A 14,747-nucleotide genomic window follows, 5' to 3' on the forward strand; every position below is an offset into this window, starting at 1 on the left:
CTTCGCGAGCAAGCCCGCTCCCACATTGGATTTGTGTCGATCACAGATCCAATGTGGGAGCGGGCTTGCTCGCGAAGGCGTCAGATCAGACGCCCGAGGACTACTTCTCGAAACCGCTCGAAGGAAACACATCACTCCCGCGCCAGCGCCGCACCGAACGCTGGAAGAACAGGCTGTTCGGCACTTGCACCATGGCGCTGCCCGTCCCGAGCTCCTCGGCTTCGATCAACGTGGTGTAGAGCAGATTGATCGCCACCACCCGGCCCTTGACGCCCGGCTTGTCGGTGGTGTCCACCAACTCGACCACATCGCCGAGGCGGAACGGGCCGACGGTGAAGATCAGGATCGCGCAGAGCAGGTTCGACAGCACACTCCACATGGCGAAGAACGCCACCGCCGCCACCGCGACGAAACCCGACAGCGCCGTCCACAACACCGTGGCCGATACGCCGAGGCGCTCCAGCACAAAGATCAGCGCGCTGCCCATGATCAGCCAGCGCAGACCGCCCCGCAGGGGCATCAGCAACTGCGGCGGAAACGGATAGCGCTCGCCCAGGCGGGTGAGGAATCGAGCGACGACACGTTGAGCGAAGTAGCCGGCCAGCAGGATCAGCAGAATCTGCACGCCGAGCCAGATCGGTTCGACCCACACCGCCGGCAGCGGCAGCTTGAACGCTTCCATCAGGACAGCGCCTCCAGCTCCGCCTGCATGCTTTCCAGCGTTTCGAGTGCCTCCATCCACGCTTCTTCCAGCTCGGCTTCGCGCACTTTCAGCTTGGCCTGCTCGGCCAGCAGATCACGCAACTCGTTCTTGCGTGCCGGCTCGTAGATGTCGCTGTCACCGAGGCTGGCGTCGACCTTGGCGAGTTTTTCGTGGAGCTTGCCCAGTTCGGCTTCGAGCTTGTCGGCCTCGCGCTTGTGCGGTGCCAGTTGCTGACGCAATGCAGCAGCGGCCTGGCGCTGGGCCTTCTTGTCGGTCTTGTCCGGGTTGACCGGGGTGTTGCTGACCGGCGCATTGCGTTGACGATATTCCACCAGCCAGCGCGCGTAATCTTCGAGGTCGCCATCGAACTCTTCTACCTTGCCGTCAGCGACCAGGTAGAAGTTGTCGGTGGTGCTCTTGAGCAAGTGCCGATCGTGAGACACCACCAATACCGCGCCGCTGAATTCCTGCAGCGCCATGGTCAGCGCCAGGCGCATTTCCAGGTCGAGGTGGTTGGTCGGTTCGTCGAGCAGCAACAGGTTCGGCCGTTCCCAGGCGATCAATGCCAGCGCCAGACGCGCTTTCTCGCCACCGGAGAAATTCAGCACCGGCTCGTCGATGCGCGCGCCACGGAAGTCGAAACCACCGAGGAAGTCGCGCAGAGTCTGTTCACGCTCGGTCGGCGCCAGACGCTGCAAATGCAGCAGCGGGCTGGCCTTGGCATCCAGCGAGTCGAGCTGATGCTGGGCGAAGTAGCCGACGACGGTGTTCTCGCCACGGGTCAGACGCCCGGCCAGCGGTTCGAGCTCGCCGGCGAGGTTCTTGATCAGGGTCGATTTACCGGCACCGTTCGGCCCGAGCAGACCGATCCGCGCACCCGGGGTCAGTTGCAGCTTGACCTTCTCCAGGATGGTTTTGTCGCCGTAACCCAGGCGCGCATCGGACAGGTCGATCAGTGGACTGGAGATCTTGGTCGATTCGCGGAACACGAAGTCGAACGGTGAATCGACGTGGGCCGCCGACAGCTCTTCCATGCGCTCCAGGGCCTTGATCCGGCTCTGCGCCTGACGGGCCTTGGTGGCCTGAGCCTTGAAGCGGGCGATGTAGCTTTCCATGTGCGCACGTTGCGCCTGCTGCTTCTCGTAGGCCTGTTGCTGCTGGGCCAGACGTTCGGCACGGGCGCGTTCGAACGCGGTGTAGCCGCCACGGTACAGGGTCAGTTTGCGCTGATCGACATGAGCCACGTGATCGACCACTTCATCGAGGAAGTCGCGGTCGTGGGAAATCAACAGCAAGGTGCCCGGATAGCTTTTCAGCCACTCTTCGAGCCAGATGATCGCGTCGAGATCCAGGTGGTTGGTCGGTTCGTCGAGCAGCAACAGGTCCGACGGACACATCAAGGCCTGCGCCAGGTTCAGACGCATCCGCCAGCCACCGGAGAAATCTCCTACCTGACGATCCATCTGTTCATTGGTGAAACCGAGACCGGCCAGCAACTTGCGCGCCCGCGCATCGGCGGTATAGCCGTCGGCGCTGTCGAGTTCGGCGTGCAGACGGGCCAGAGCCGTGCCATCGTGGGCCGCTTCGGCGGCGGCGAGGTCACGTTGCACTTCGCGTAGACGCAGGTCGCCATCGAGCACATAGTCGACCGCCAGGCGTTCGAGGGTGTCGACCTCCTGGCGCATGTGCGCGATCCGCCAGTCGGCCGGCAGCAGGCAATCGCCCGAGTCCGGGTGCAACTCGCCGCGCAGCAAGGCAAACAGGCTGGATTTGCCGGCGCCGTTGGCACCGATGAGGCCGGCTTTGTGGCCGGCGTGCAGGGTCAGCTCGGCGTCTTCTAGCAGACGTTGCGGGCCACGCTGTAAAGTCAGGTTCTGAAGTCGGATCATAATGGCGGCGGAGTCTACCAGCTTCGCTCACAACTGGCGCGAGTAGCACGATGTCCTCTGACCTGTGGAGCTTTTCCCTTGCCATCTACGCCCGACCGGGCGTGGAACCTGCCTGCCTGCAACTGCAAGCGGCGGGGGCCAATGTCTGCCTGCTGCTGTGCGGTCTGTGGTTGGAACAACGTGGCGTGGCCTGCGACGAACAACGCCTGGAGCAGTTGAAAACGCTGGTGGGGCCGTGGGATGCGGAGGTGGTGCAGCCACTGCGTGCATTGCGCACTCAATGGAAAACCCTGGCCGAGGAAGATCCGGTACTCAAGGGTCTGCGAGAACAAATGAAAGCATTGGAGCTGGAAGCCGAACGGCATCTGCTGTGGCAACTGGAACAGGTTGCGCAGGACTGGCCGCACGATGAAGTATCAGCGTCCGGGCAATGGCTGGAGAGCCTGGCGGGATCGACCGCCAGCCCGAACCGCGACGCGCTGCAAGTGCTGCGCGTCGCGGCAACCGGCACTTAGGAAGCGCTGGTCGGGTTGCTGCTGGCGCTCGACGCAGCGGCTGGCGTTGGCGCAGTCGTGGTGGTCGAGGTGGAAGCGGCTGGAGCAGGCGCGGCGGCCGGCGCCGGAGCGGTTGGCTTGGCAGCCGGTGCAGTCGCCGGTTTGGCGGCAGCAGGTTTGGCAGCGGCCGGTTTTTTCGCGGCAGGTTTGGCAGCCGGTTTGGCGGCTGGTTTAGCGGCCGGCTTGGCGGCTACCGGTTTGGCAACAGGCTTGGCTGCAGCGGTCGCAGGTTTTGCTGCTGCAGGTTTGGCAGCGGTTTTAGCGGCAGGCTTGGCGGCAGGCTTGGCCGCTGGTTTGGCAGCAACCTTGGCAGCAGGTTTTGCCGCGACCGGTTTGGCCGCAGTCTTGGCTGCCGGTTTTGCCGCAGCGGTTTTCGCGGCAGGTTTGGCAGCCGGTTTTACCGCTACTTTGGCAGTTGGTTTAGCAGCAGCGGTTTTTGCCGGAGCGACTTTGCGCGCAGCAGGTTTTGCTGCTGGCTTGGCAGCCGGTTTGGCCGCTGCAGGTTTGGCAGCGGCAGTACGTGCGGCCGGTTTCGCAGCGCTCGCCGCAGCCGGTTTTTTCACTGCGGTTTTGGCGGCGGTTTTAGCCGGTGCCTTGGCTGCTGGTTTGGCTGCCGGTTTGGCTGCCGGTTTTGCCGCAGCGGTTTTCGCCGGGGCTTTCGCCGCAGCAGGTTTGGCTGCCGCTTTTTTCGCAGGCGCTGCTGCTGGTTTGGCGGCGCGGGAGGACAGCGCTTTGCCGGCGGCCTCTTGCACCCGGCCGACACCCTGGGCCAGTTTCAGGCTTTCCTGGGCATCGCGCTTGAGTTGCAGAATGTAGCCGCGAGTGTCGGACTGACGATCCTTCAACGCATCGAGCAGGTCTTCAAGTTCTTTGACGGCAGCCTTGGCCTTGTTCTGCGCCTTGGCTTTACCGGCAGAGGCTGCGTCCTGCAATTTGGTGCGGGACTTGTGCAGTTTTTCTTGCGCCTTGCCGCGTTGCTTTTCCAGTTTGGCGAGCAGTTTTTCAGCATCAGCCAAGGCTTGGGAGCAAGCGTTTTCCAAATGCTCGAGCAGGCTGCCCGAGAGTTGTTGGAGTAAGTGCAACGGAGTGTTTACAGGCTTCTTGGTGGCCGACATGGTTTACCTCCTGGCTGACGTGAGTGCGGCTCATACTAGACCTCTGCAGTTACCGCCGCTAGGTCATCTTGACAGTATCGAAACCGTTGCGTTGCAACGAAGCGAAAATGTTCTGCACAAAGACAAAAGCAGTTCACCGTTGCAGACCTTCGCGCTGGCATAATCGCCCGCATCTCAGGACGGAGAGTGCCCATGTCGCGCTACCTTTTTTTATCCCTCTGGATGATTTTTTCCGCCGCCCACGCCGAGGAAAAAACCACCGCGAACGATGCTCACGATCTGGCCTACAGCCTCGGCGCCAGCCTCGGTGAACGCTTGCGCCAAGAGGTGCCGCAACTGCAGATTCAAGCACTGGTCGACGGTTTGCAGCAGGCCTATCAAGGCAAGCCACTGGCACTGAGCGAAGCACGGATCGAGCAGATCCTCGCCGATCATGAATCGCAAAACGCCGAGCACTCATCTCTGCCGTCGAGCGATGCCGCGATGGAAAACGAGCAGCGTTTTCTCACCGCCGAAAAAGCCAAACCGGGTGTGAAGGAACTGGCCGACGGCATCCTGCTGACCGAACTGACGCCGGGCACCGGTGCCAAGGCCGGCCCCGATGGAAAAGTCCAGGTGTTGTATGTCGGACGACTGCCGGATGGCACCGTGTTCGATCAGAACACTCAGCCGCAATGGTTCAGCCTCGACAGCGTGATTGCCGGCTGGCGTACTGCGTTGCAGAACATGCCGGTGGGTGCCAAGTGGCGACTGGTGATTCCATCGGATCAGGCCTACGGCGCCGACGGTGCGGGCGATCTGATCGCGCCGTTCACACCGTTGGTGTTTGAAGTCGAATTGCGCGGTGCAACGAGCTGACCGACGCCGATTCGCCGGCATAAAAAAACGCGGTGCGCTTTCGGCGCATCGCGTTTTTTTTGCCTGAGAAAACCAATCAGGCCTGAGCGGTATCTTCTTCCTTGTGTGCCGTGTGCAACACTTCAATCAGGCAGTCTTCAAGTTCGAAGCGTTCGTGAAGCAGGCCACCGAGCTCCTTGAATTTCTCCGCAACGCATTTGCCTTCGTCGCAAAGGTCGTTGAACGCGAGGAGTTTTTCGGTGATGACGTCGATGCGCGGGTAGATTGTCTCGGCCAATTCCAGACCGCGCGTGTCACCGAACGCCTTGGCTTCGCCGGTCAGCTGTTCGTAGATTTCGAAGTGCCCGGCCGAGACGTAATCGACCAGCACGCCGCAGAATTCAAGCAAGGGTTTACGGTTCTCGGACAGAGCCTGGGGTTTGTCACCCAACTTGTCGTAGGCACCGATCAGATCTTCACGCTCCTGCAACCAGCGGTCGATCAGCAGATGAACTCCACCCCAGCGTTCCTGAGCATTCTGACAACTTTCGAGCATGGCGATCTCTCTTCCCTTGTGGGTCATGCTGCTCTACACCCGCGCCCCTCTTCTGGCTGTTATCGCTTGGGGGCCGACCGGGCAGAGCGTCATCGAGCAACATAAATCCAATGACACGTGCGGGCCAGATTATGCCCGCACGCCTATGGCTTCAAGGTACGCAGGAGATAAAGTTCATACAAGTGTTTAATCCCTGACCAGCGTGCGGTGCGACGCTTCGCCGCTGAGCGGTCGCTGCAGAGCGCTCCAGACCAGCCGCAGCAATTGATAGACCGCCAGGATCGACATCGCCACAAAGAACAGCAGGCTCCATTCCGGGATGCTCAAATCGAACAGCGTCCAGGAAATTTCTGCGCAATCTACACCGCCTCTAAGCATCCGCAACGTTGCACACAACCACGGCAGGTTGCTGAACAACGCTTCGGCATCAGGCGCGCACCTCGTCATCTGCATCAACGGGTCACTCTGCAACAACACCTGTCGCCAGGCCGCCGTCGTCCCGCCCAGGCTCAGGCCAAGCGCGGCGACCCAGTACAGCGACAGGCCGACACGCCGTGGGCCGTGGACCGCCGCCAACCCGCAACAGAACGTCAGCAACGCCATGAAAAACCTTTGCGCCAGGCACAGGCTGCAGGGCGTCAGCCCGACCGCATACTCGAGATAATAGGAAGCTCCCAGGGCCATGGCCCCTGCAGTGAAAGCCGTGAAAAACAAGGAGCGTGAACAGGCCAACGACATGGCTTTTCCGTAACAGTGGAGACAGGCAGTTACGGTAGAGGAAAGCTTGTCAGCCTTTCAAGGCAGGGCTTTGGCGACAGTTCACCAGAAGTGTAGGGAAAACCCGACAGGTGCGAGAGGAATAGGTGTAGTCCGTTGTAGGACTTTGCCCAAGACGCCCGCCACAGGTAATTTTTCGCTCACTGAACGTTAACGAGGGAGCATGCTCCCTCGCGATATCAGGCGTGAACCGGCACCGGCAACGGCGCGGCCAGCAGACGCTCATCCAGCAATCCGAGACCCTCTTGGAACAGCTGGTTACTGCGCTCGGTGTCACCCAGTTGCGCAAGCAGACGTGCCAGCTCGGCGCAGGCTTCAGGGTTACGCTGCACTCGCAGACTGCTTTCCAGGTAATCCCGTGCCTTGCCCCACAAGCTGGCTTGCAGACAGAGACGACCGAGGGTCAGCAACAGGCTCGGGTCAGCAGGATGTTCCTTGAGCCAACCTTCGGCGGTCTGCAACTGACGCGCCGGATCGCTGCCGCGCACCAAGCCATACAGACGCGCGAGATGGCTGTCGTACTTGCGCTTGAGGGCACTGCGCAGGATTTCTTCAGCTTCGACCTGAGCACCCAACTGACGCAATTGCTCGGCGTATGCCAGCACCAGCGCCGGCTCCTGACGCTGCGCGGAGGTCAACTGCTCCCAGGCACGGGTGAGTGACTGCAGACCGACCTTGCCGTCCTCGTCCCGATGCGCTGCCAGAGACAGGTTGTTGCCCCAGGCACGACGTTCCAGTTCAGCCAGTTCGGCCGGCGGCAGCACCTTGTCCTTGCGCAGTTCCGGCAACAGGCGAATCACCGCCGACCAGTCGCCGCGCTGCTGATGCAGACGCTGCAACTGTCGCAAGGTCTGCACGTTATGCGGATGTCGCTCGTGCATCGCCTGCAGGGTCACCAGGGCGCCGTCGGTGTCACCACGATCGGTCTGCAACTGCGCATGACTCAAGGCAATCGCCAATTCGGCCTGCGGCTGGCGCTCCAGCGCACGTTCAAGCAACTGATCACACTCTTCGTACTTGCCTTGTTCGTTGGCCGCGCGTGCCGCGCCGAGGTAATACAACAGCGGCTGGCGCTCGGCCTCGGCGGCGCGAGACAGATGACGTTGCGCGCTGGCCCAGCGACCTTCGGCCAGATCCAGCTGCCCGTGTTCGATGGCCACCTGCACCCGCCGGCTGCGGTTGCGGCGCGACCACGGATTGACCACGCCACTGGAGGCCATGACCAGCTCGACCAAGGCCTTGATGCCCCAGATCAGCAGCCACAACACCGCGATCAGGCCCAGCGTGGCCCACAGACTGGCCTCGTAGCGGAAGCTCTTGTAGGCAATCAACACGTACCCGGAGTGCTCGGCAATCGCCAGGCCCAGTGCCGCCGTCGCGGCGATCACCAGAAACACGATCACATACAGGCGTTTCATGGCGTGGTCTCCTGCGCGGTATTGGCGGCAGGTTTGGCGAACGGTTTGACCGACTCTTCAGCGTTGACGTTACGGCGCTCCAGATAAGCCTGCACCGCACTCAGCGTGCCGGTCAGGTCCGGCGTCTTGACGGTGACCGGTTGCTGGCTCAGCTCGGCAACCTGTTCAAGCATGATTTTGCTCTGCGGATTGTCCGGATTGAAATTGCCCTTGAGCACGTCCCGCGCTTCGGTCAGTGCCTGGGTGTAGACCGGCGCCTGGCCATTGAGCGCAGCCCACTGCGCCTGCTCCAGCGCGAGACTCAGGGCCAGACGCACCTGACTCAGGCTCTGCCCGGCCAGCAGTGGCTTCACATTCTTGTCGGCATTGAAATCGATGCGGATGTAACGCGACACCTGATCCCACCACTGCGCCCAGCGACTGGCGCCATCGCCGTCAGCGGTCAGGCCCAGCAGCGACTCGCCGCGATCCTTGTACTCAGGCGCCAGCTCGGTCAGTTCGATGACCTGATCACGCAAGGCACCAATGCGCAGGAACAGACCGGTGCGATCCGGCTGCTCGGTGCTGCGCAGCGCGACGAGGGTTTTCGCCACTTGCTCGCGGGCGGCGAACGAGCCGGGATCGTTCTGCTCACGCAGAATTTCGTCGGCACCCTGCACCAGCGCCTGGGCGCTGCTGATGTCCTGCAAGGCCGACAGACGCAGGCTGGCCAGACGCAGCAGATGCTCGGCCTCGGCCAGACGCCAATCCTTGCGGCTGGCGCCGAGAACGGTTTCCAGACGCTGATTGAGGCGCTGCTGATCCCCCTGCAATTGCGTCACCAGACGCTGACGTTCGGCGAGTTCATCGGCACCGGGCAATTGCGCGAGGCGCTCGGTCAGACGCTGTTCGTTGAGTTTGAGGCTCTGCGCCTGATCGTTCAACGCCTGCACCTGATCCGACTGCTGTGCGGTGTTGCTCTGCAGGTGACGCACCTGCCAGACACCCCAGCCACCGATCGCCACGCCGGCAGCGCCGAGCAACAGGGCGACAATGGCCAGTCCGTTGCCTCGGCGCGGCTCTTTGGCCGGCGGTGGAGTTTCAACCTGGGCATCGATCACAGGCTGGACATCATCTTTAGGCAAGGCTGTTTCGCTCACGTATCCATCCTTTGCATTAGAGAACGGGCACGGGATGCTCCCGTAACGCCGTCAGCAAAGCCGCGGCACTCGCGCCGCGGCAATCCACAACTGTTCGGGCCCCGGCGGCATGTGCCAGCTCGGCAACCCTTGGGCTTGGCACAAACAACGGCAACTGCGCAATTGACGGCCAGGCATCGCCGGCCATCTGGCGCAAGTGCTCGAAACCCTGTCCACTGCTGACCACCAGCCCGTTCAAGCGTTCCGCTGCAATCCGCTGCGGCAGCTCTTGCGGCGGGTAGGCCGGCAGGTCACGCCGATACAACTCCAGATACTCGACACTAGCACCAAGCGCGCGCAGGCGCTCGGCGAGCAGCTCGCGGCCACCCTCGCCACGCAGGATCAGCACCTGCGCGCTGGGCTCGGTGACCGCCTCGCGCAGACGCGACAATTGCAGCAGGGCTTCACTGTCATCGCCGTCGGCGGGACAGTGCACATCGAGACCGTGATCGCGAAGAATCTGCGCGGTCGCCGCACCGACGCTGAACCACGGCATCGACAACGACTGAAGCCCATGAGCGTCCAGCAAATCAAGCGCAATCCGCGCCGCCGGTTTGCTGACCACGATGACCGCGCTGCAACCGGAAAGCTGCTTCAGCGCCTGACGTATTTTCTCAGAAACCGGCAGCGGCACGATGTCCAGAAGCGGCAGGCAACTGCTGGAAATCCCCTGCCCGGCCAACACCTCGGCCAGCGCCGCGCAATCATCCGCAGGGCGCGTCAGCAGCAGGCGCCAGCCAGTCACTCGTGACCTGCCTCGCCATACACCGCTTTGAGAATGTCGTCGGCACCCTGACCGAGCAGATCTTCAGCGACCTGCACGCCCAACGCTTCGACATTGGCACGCGGCGCACGCGCTTCGGCGCTGAGCAGCTTGCCGCCGCTCGGCTCGCCCACCAGACCACGCAGCCACAGCTGCTCACCTTCGAGCACGGCGTAGCATGCGATCGGCACCTGGCAGCCGCCATTCAGATGTTTGTTGAGGGCACGTTCAGCGGTCACACGCGAAGCGGTATCGGCGTGATGCAACGGTGCGAGCAAGGCGTGGATTTGCGTGTCGGCGCTGCGGCACTCGATGCCGACGGCGCCCTGACCACCGGCCGGCAGACTGTCATCGACACTGATGGCCGAGGTGATACGGTCTTCAAAACCGAGACGGATCAGGCCGGCCGCCGCGAGGATGATCGCGTCGTACTCGCCGGCATCGAGCTTGGCCAGACGAGTGTTGACGTTACCGCGCAGGAAGCGGATTTCCAGATCAGGACGACGGGTCAGCAACTGCGCCTGACGCCGCAGGCTAGAGGTGCCGACGATGGCGCCGGCAGGCAGCGCATCCAGGCTGGCGTAAGTATTGGAAACGAAAGCATCGCGCGGGTCTTCGCGTTCGCAGATACAGAACAGGCCAAGGCCTTCGGGGAAGTCCATCGGCACGTCTTTCATCGAATGCACGGCGATGTCGGCTTCGTTTTCCAGCAGCGCGGTTTCCAGCTCCTTGACGAACAGGCCCTTGCCGCCGATTTTCGACAGCGGCGAGTCGAGCAGCTTGTCGCCGCGACTGACCATGGGCACCAGCGTCACCAGCAGACCCGGATGGGCCGCTTCCAGACGGGCTTTGACGTATTCGGCCTGCCAGAGGGCCAGCGCACTTTTACGGGTGGCGATGCGGATTTCGCGAGAGGACATGGATCAATCCGTACTGAATAGATACGGCGGATAATAACAGCTCAGCCAAATCCACTTTGACTTGAATCAGAAACGGCGTGGCCTCCCTGGCCTGCGATGCCCGGTAGAAGAAAGTGAAACCAAGCGCGAAGGCCGGGTCAGAGGCCCTGCATCATCTTGCGCACACCGGCCACATGCCGACGGCTGACGATCAGCGCATCACCATTAAGGCCTTTGAGGAACAGCTGGAAATGCCCCAGCGGCGTGCGTTGCAGACGTTCGATGCGGTCACGGGCGACCAACGCGTTGCGGTGGATACGCACGAAACGCTCGCCGAATTCGTCTTCGAGGGCTTTCAGCGGCTCATCCAGTAGCACCTCGCCGCTTTCATGGCGCAGGGTCACGTATTTGTGATCGGCAATGAAATAGACCACCTGATCCAGCGGGATCAGCTCGATGCCTTTGCGGGTGCGGGCGCTGATGTGACTGCGCGGGCCGTTACCGCTTTCGGCGGCGGGACGGGTCAGGGCCGAGAGTTGCGCCCGGTTGGGACGTTCAGCCCGTTTCAGGGCGTCATGCAGATGTTCGGTTCGCACGGGTTTCACCACATAGCCCACGGCGCTGGCCTGCAGGGCTTCCACGGCAAATTCATCGGGGCCGGTGCAAAACACCACGGCCGGTGGCGTTTCGCGTTCGCACAGACGGGCAGCGACCTGCAGGCCATCGAGGCCCGGCATGCGGATATCGAGCAGCACGATATCCGGCTTGTGGCTGTCGATCAGCGCCAACGCCTCTTCGCCATTCGTGGCGCTGGGCTCCAGGACTGTATAACCCTCGAGCTCGCTTACCATTCGGCTTAGGCGCTCGCGAGCCAGTGGTTCGTCATCAACGATCAGGACATTCATATTGCGCTGGATTCCTGCGTGAGTCTCGCACAAGGATAGCGTAGACAGGTGAAGTGACATCCGTCACCGCGATCCACGCTAAGACTAGCCCGAGCGCCAAAAAGTGCCGTACGTCGGCCAGCAATATTTGCCAGTGTCCGGGTCGTACTGCTCAAAGCCCGCTGTTTCCTGCGTTTTTCACGGGGTATGCCAAAGGACAAAACCACCCACCCCCTCTTCTTATAGTCGGCGTCCGGACCTTTGTGCGATCCGCAGTCGCGCCGACCCTTATGTCCAACTGTAGACGCTTGCCGGGCCGATATTGCTCAATCGAAAAATATCCTTGCGCAAATCCCCCGCAGACGGCGCCGACTATGAATGAGCAGATGAGAAAAAAACGTATCGACCGGTGTCAGCGACAGGATTGGCAACCCTGTTATTATCCGCGCCAGCGTTTCACGCCTTCTTTCTTCAAGCCGATACGAGCGAATTCATGAGCACTGACAAGACCAATCAGTCCTGGGGCGGCCGCTTCAGTGAACCCGTCGACGCCTTCGTCGCCCGCTTCACCGCCTCCGTCACCTTCGACCAGCGCCTGTATCGCCACGACATCATGGGCTCGATCGCCCACGCCACCATGCTGGCCAAGGTCGGCGTGCTGACCGATGCCGAGCGCGACAGCATCATCGACGGCCTGAAGACCATTCAGGGCGAAATCGAAGCCGGCCAGTTCGACTGGCGCGTCGACCTCGAAGACGTGCACATGAACATCGAAGCACGCCTGACCGACCGCATCGGTATCACCGGCAAGAAACTGCACACCGGGCGCAGCCGCAACGATCAGGTCGCCACCGACATCCGTCTGTGGCTGCGTGACGAGATCGACCTGATCCTGGCCGAAATCACCCGCTTGCAAAAAGGTTTGCTGGAACAAGCCGAGCGCGAAGCGGCGAGCATCATGCCCGGCTTCACTCACCTGCAAACTGCTCAGCCAGTGACCTTCGGCCACCATATGCTGGCCTGGTTCGAAATGCTCAGCCGCGACTACGAGCGTCTGGTCGACTGCCGCAAGCGCACCAACCGCATGCCACTGGGCAGCGCCGCGCTGGCCGGCACCACCTACCCGATCGATCGCGAATACACCGCGCAACTGCTGGGCTTCGACGCCGTGGGCGGCAACTCGCTGGACAACGTTTCCGATCGCGACTTCGCCATCGAATTCTGCTCGGCCGCCAGCATCGCGATGATGCACCTGTCGCGTTTTTCCGAAGAGCTGGTGCTGTGGACCAGCGCGCAGTTCCAGTTCATCGATCTGCCGGACCGCTTCTGCACCGGCAGCTCGATCATGCCGCAAAAGAAAAACCCGGACGTGCCGGAACTGGTTCGCGGCAAGACCGGCCGCGTGTTCGGCGCACTGATGGGCCTGCTGACCCTGATGAAAGGCCAGCCTCTGGCCTACAACAAGGACAACCAGGAAGACAAGGAGCCGCTGTTCGACGCCGCCGACACCCTGCGCGATTCGCTGCGGGCGTTTGCCGACATGATCCCGGCGATCAAGCCGAAACACGCGATCATGCGTGAAGCGGCGCTGCGTGGTTTCTCCACCGCCACCGACCTGGCGGACTACCTGGTGCGCCGTGGCCTGCCGTTCCGTGACTGCCACGAAATCGTCGGTCACGCGGTGAAGTACGGCGTCGACACCGGCAAGGATCTGGCCGAGATGAGCCTGGAAGAACTGCGACAGTTCAGCGACCAGATCGAACAGGATGTGTTCGCCGTGCTGACCCTGGAAGGCTCGGTGAATGCCCGTGACCATATCGGCGGGACTGCGCCGGCGCAGGTCAAGACAGCGGTGGTTCGCGGTCAGGCCCTCATCGCCAGCCGCTAAAGGTCAAAAGCTTCGCGAGCAAGCCCGCTCCCACATTTGGATTGATGTTGAACACAACATTGTGACCAACGAAATCCCCAGTGGGAGCGGGCTTGCTCGCGAATGCGTCCTTCAGAACGCCAAAAAACTTACTTCTTGGCAGCGATCATCGCCAAAAACGCCGGCATCGCCAATTCTTTGTCCGCCGCAATCTTCTGCACATGCGGATTCTGCTCAAGCCGCTCCAGCAGCGCCTTGGCTTTCGGCATCTCTGCCAGCAAATCGATCCCGAACAGTTTCTGTCCGACCGCACACGCCAGCGGCACGCTGTACAGGAAATACAAATCCGCGATGCTCAAACTGTCGCCCGCCACGTACGGGGCGAATTTGCCGTGGCGGCCCAGTGCCGCGAAACCCAGCAGCAGCTCGGCTTTGGTTTTCTCCTTGATCGCCTCCGGCACCGGCGAGCCGAAGAACGCTTCGCCATAACAGGCGCGGCCCGGCAGTTCGATGTACAACTCGATTTCCTTGGCGATCGCCAGCACCTGCGCCCGCTCGAATGGATCGCTCGGCAGCAGCGGCGTGCCCTTCTGGGTCTGCTCGAGGTATTCAAGGATGATCGCGGTTTCGTTAATAAATCCGGCATCGACGCCGAGTACCGGTACTTTGCCGCGCGGGCTGATCGCCAGCGATTGCGGGGTCGGCGTCGGGTAGAACGTCACCTCTTCGAACGCCAGGCCCTTTTCCAGCAGCGCCAGCTTGACCATGTTGTAGTAGTTGCTGACAGCGAATCCGTAGAGCTTGAACATCACATAGCCTCCAGGCCGTGCGGGGTGGGCAGTGCTTTTTTATAGATCGCAACGGTTAATCTCGCCAGTAACATCACGTTACTGAATGCGGATAAACTGGCGCCTTTCCTTGAGGAGCCTGCCATGAGCGAGCCGACAGACATCGACAACGACGAAGAAGAGTTCACCGAAGCGACGTTGATCGAAGCCATCGAGAACCAGATCGAAAGCGACAACCCGCCAGCGGCCAAGGCGACCTACAACAAGCTGACCCTGGTGGGCGTCGAGCGCGAAGAGATCCTCAATCTGATGGCCCATGTGCTGGCCTACGAGATTGACTCGATGCTCGACGAAGACCGCGCGTTCGATACCGAGTGGTATGAAACTGCGCTGCGTGCGCTGCCAGAGCTGCCACCGGAAAAGCAGTAAACCCCGATCCTGTAGGAGTGAGCCTGCTCGCGATTGCGTTCTTTCAGCAAAAAATCAGCTGACTGACACGGCGCAATCGCGAGCAGGCTC

The 14,747-nt window shown here is 61.7% G+C and carries 15 protein-coding genes; 4 read left to right on the forward strand and 11 right to left on the reverse strand.

Translation table 11 applies throughout. The features are described from left to right. Nucleotides 1–100: 100 nt before the first annotated feature. Nucleotides 101–682, reverse strand: coding sequence for a mechanosensitive ion channel family protein (locus tag QMX91_RS21260; RefSeq protein WP_098966213.1), 582 nt, complete (start codon nt 680–682; stop codon nt 101–103). After that, nucleotides 682–2,592, reverse strand: coding sequence for an ATP-binding cassette domain-containing protein (locus QMX91_RS21265; RefSeq protein ID WP_003229372.1), 1,911 nt, complete (start codon nt 2,590–2,592; stop codon nt 682–684). The genes QMX91_RS21260 and QMX91_RS21265 overlap by 1 nt, the downstream gene beginning before the upstream one ends. A 50-nt stretch (nt 2,593–2,642) precedes the next feature. Here QMX91_RS21265 and QMX91_RS21270 point away from each other — a divergent pair, with 50 nt between their 5' ends. Next, nucleotides 2,643–3,107, forward strand: coding sequence for a TIGR02444 family protein (locus tag QMX91_RS21270; RefSeq protein ID WP_282413313.1), 465 nt, complete (start codon nt 2,643–2,645; stop codon nt 3,105–3,107). Here QMX91_RS21270 and QMX91_RS21275 read toward each other — a convergent pair. Further along, entirely contained in the window at nt 3,104–4,261 is a 1,158-nt protein-coding gene (locus tag QMX91_RS21275; RefSeq protein WP_282413314.1) for an AlgP family protein, read from the reverse strand. The genes QMX91_RS21270 and QMX91_RS21275 overlap by 4 nt on opposite strands. Nucleotides 4,262–4,453: 192 nt before the next feature. On the opposite strand from QMX91_RS21275, the gene QMX91_RS21280 reads away from it, so the two are divergent. After that, on the forward strand, nt 4,454–5,119 hold the full coding sequence (locus QMX91_RS21280) for an FKBP-type peptidyl-prolyl cis-trans isomerase (protein WP_139055136.1): 666 nt from the start codon (nt 4,454–4,456) through the stop codon (nt 5,117–5,119). Between the two features lie 76 nt (nt 5,120–5,195). Here QMX91_RS21280 and QMX91_RS21285 read toward each other — a convergent pair whose 3' ends face one another. From QMX91_RS21285 to QMX91_RS21315, 7 genes are all read right to left on the reverse strand, one after another. Beyond that, nucleotides 5,196–5,654, reverse strand: a complete 459-nt coding sequence (locus QMX91_RS21285; RefSeq protein WP_027610455.1) for an Rsd/AlgQ family anti-sigma factor — start codon at nt 5,652–5,654, stop codon at nt 5,196–5,198. A 186-nt stretch (nt 5,655–5,840) separates the two neighbouring features. Next, entirely contained in the window at nt 5,841–6,392 is a 552-nt protein-coding gene (locus QMX91_RS21290; RefSeq protein ID WP_095137655.1) for a disulfide bond formation protein B, read from the reverse strand. Nucleotides 6,393–6,610: 218 nt separating this feature from the next. After that, nucleotides 6,611–7,849, reverse strand: a complete 1,239-nt coding sequence (locus QMX91_RS21295; protein ID WP_103368172.1) for a heme biosynthesis protein HemY — start codon at nt 7,847–7,849, stop codon at nt 6,611–6,613. Next, on the reverse strand, nt 7,846–8,988 hold the full coding sequence (locus tag QMX91_RS21300) for a uroporphyrinogen-III C-methyltransferase (protein ID WP_134784943.1): 1,143 nt from the start codon (nt 8,986–8,988) through the stop codon (nt 7,846–7,848). Before QMX91_RS21300 ends, QMX91_RS21295 begins: the two co-directional genes overlap by 4 nt. 16 nt (nt 8,989–9,004) lie before the next feature. Further along, on the reverse strand, nt 9,005–9,772 hold the full coding sequence (locus tag QMX91_RS21305) for a uroporphyrinogen-III synthase (protein ID WP_282413315.1): 768 nt from the start codon (nt 9,770–9,772) through the stop codon (nt 9,005–9,007). Continuing rightward, the gene (hemC, locus tag QMX91_RS21310; RefSeq protein ID WP_282413316.1) at nt 9,769–10,710 is read right to left on the reverse strand and encodes a hydroxymethylbilane synthase; all 942 of its coding nucleotides are present in this window, start codon (nt 10,708–10,710) and stop codon (nt 9,769–9,771) included. Before hemC ends, QMX91_RS21305 begins: the two co-directional genes overlap by 4 nt. Before the next feature lie 137 nt (nt 10,711–10,847). Beyond that, nucleotides 10,848–11,594 carry a LytTR family DNA-binding domain-containing protein gene (locus QMX91_RS21315; protein ID WP_003229385.1) on the reverse strand — a complete coding sequence of 249 codons (747 nt, stop codon included), beginning with the start codon at nt 11,592–11,594 and terminating at the stop codon, nt 10,848–10,850. A 472-nt stretch (nt 11,595–12,066) separates the two neighbouring features. Between QMX91_RS21315 and argH the strand changes: the two genes are divergently transcribed. Further along, nucleotides 12,067–13,461, forward strand: a complete 1,395-nt coding sequence (gene argH / locus QMX91_RS21320) for an argininosuccinate lyase (RefSeq protein ID WP_282413317.1) — start codon at nt 12,067–12,069, stop codon at nt 13,459–13,461. Nucleotides 13,462–13,589: 128 nt separating this feature from the next. On the opposite strand, the gene QMX91_RS21325 is transcribed toward argH, so the two are convergent. Next, the gene (locus QMX91_RS21325) at nt 13,590–14,249 is read right to left on the reverse strand and encodes a glutathione S-transferase (RefSeq protein WP_282413318.1); all 660 of its coding nucleotides are present in this window, start codon (nt 14,247–14,249) and stop codon (nt 13,590–13,592) included. 123 nt (nt 14,250–14,372) lie between these two features. Here QMX91_RS21325 and QMX91_RS21330 point away from each other — a divergent pair, with 123 nt between their 5' ends. After that, a complete protein-coding gene (locus QMX91_RS21330; RefSeq protein ID WP_135296822.1) occupies nt 14,373–14,657 on the forward strand; it encodes a hypothetical protein in 285 nt (94 codons plus the stop codon). The last annotated feature ends 90 nt before the right edge of the window (nt 14,658–14,747 follow it).

The organism is Pseudomonas sp. PS01299, from assembly GCF_029960145.1.
GTDB lineage: Bacteria > Pseudomonadota > Gammaproteobacteria > Pseudomonadales > Pseudomonadaceae > Aquipseudomonas > Aquipseudomonas putida_A.

Coding starts and splice junctions, on each gene's coding strand:
- QMX91_RS21270 (WP_282413313.1), top strand. CDS start 2,643: ATGTCCTCTGACCTGTGGAGCTTTTCCCTTGCCATCTACGCCCGACCG.
- QMX91_RS21275 (WP_282413314.1), bottom strand. CDS start 4,261: ATGTCGGCCACCAAGAAGCCTGTAAACACTCCGTTGCACTTACTCCAA.
- QMX91_RS21325 (WP_282413318.1), bottom strand. CDS start 14,249: ATGTTCAAGCTCTACGGATTCGCTGTCAGCAACTACTACAACATGGTC.
- QMX91_RS21295 (WP_103368172.1), bottom strand. CDS start 7,849: ATGAAACGCCTGTATGTGATCGTGTTTCTGGTGATCGCCGCGACGGCG.
- argH (WP_282413317.1), top strand. CDS start 12,067: ATGAGCACTGACAAGACCAATCAGTCCTGGGGCGGCCGCTTCAGTGAA.
- QMX91_RS21315 (WP_003229385.1), bottom strand. CDS start 11,594: ATGAATGTCCTGATCGTTGATGACGAACCACTGGCTCGCGAGCGCCTA.
- QMX91_RS21280 (WP_139055136.1), top strand. CDS start 4,454: ATGTCGCGCTACCTTTTTTTATCCCTCTGGATGATTTTTTCCGCCGCC.
- hemC (WP_282413316.1), bottom strand. CDS start 10,710: ATGTCCTCTCGCGAAATCCGCATCGCCACCCGTAAAAGTGCGCTGGCC.
- QMX91_RS21285 (WP_027610455.1), bottom strand. CDS start 5,654: ATGCTCGAAAGTTGTCAGAATGCTCAGGAACGCTGGGGTGGAGTTCAT.
- QMX91_RS21290 (WP_095137655.1), bottom strand. CDS start 6,392: ATGTCGTTGGCCTGTTCACGCTCCTTGTTTTTCACGGCTTTCACTGCA.
- QMX91_RS21265 (WP_003229372.1), bottom strand. CDS start 2,592: ATGATCCGACTTCAGAACCTGACTTTACAGCGTGGCCCGCAACGTCTG.
- QMX91_RS21260 (WP_098966213.1), bottom strand. CDS start 682: ATGGAAGCGTTCAAGCTGCCGCTGCCGGCGGTGTGGGTCGAACCGATC.
- QMX91_RS21330 (WP_135296822.1), top strand. CDS start 14,373: ATGAGCGAGCCGACAGACATCGACAACGACGAAGAAGAGTTCACCGAA.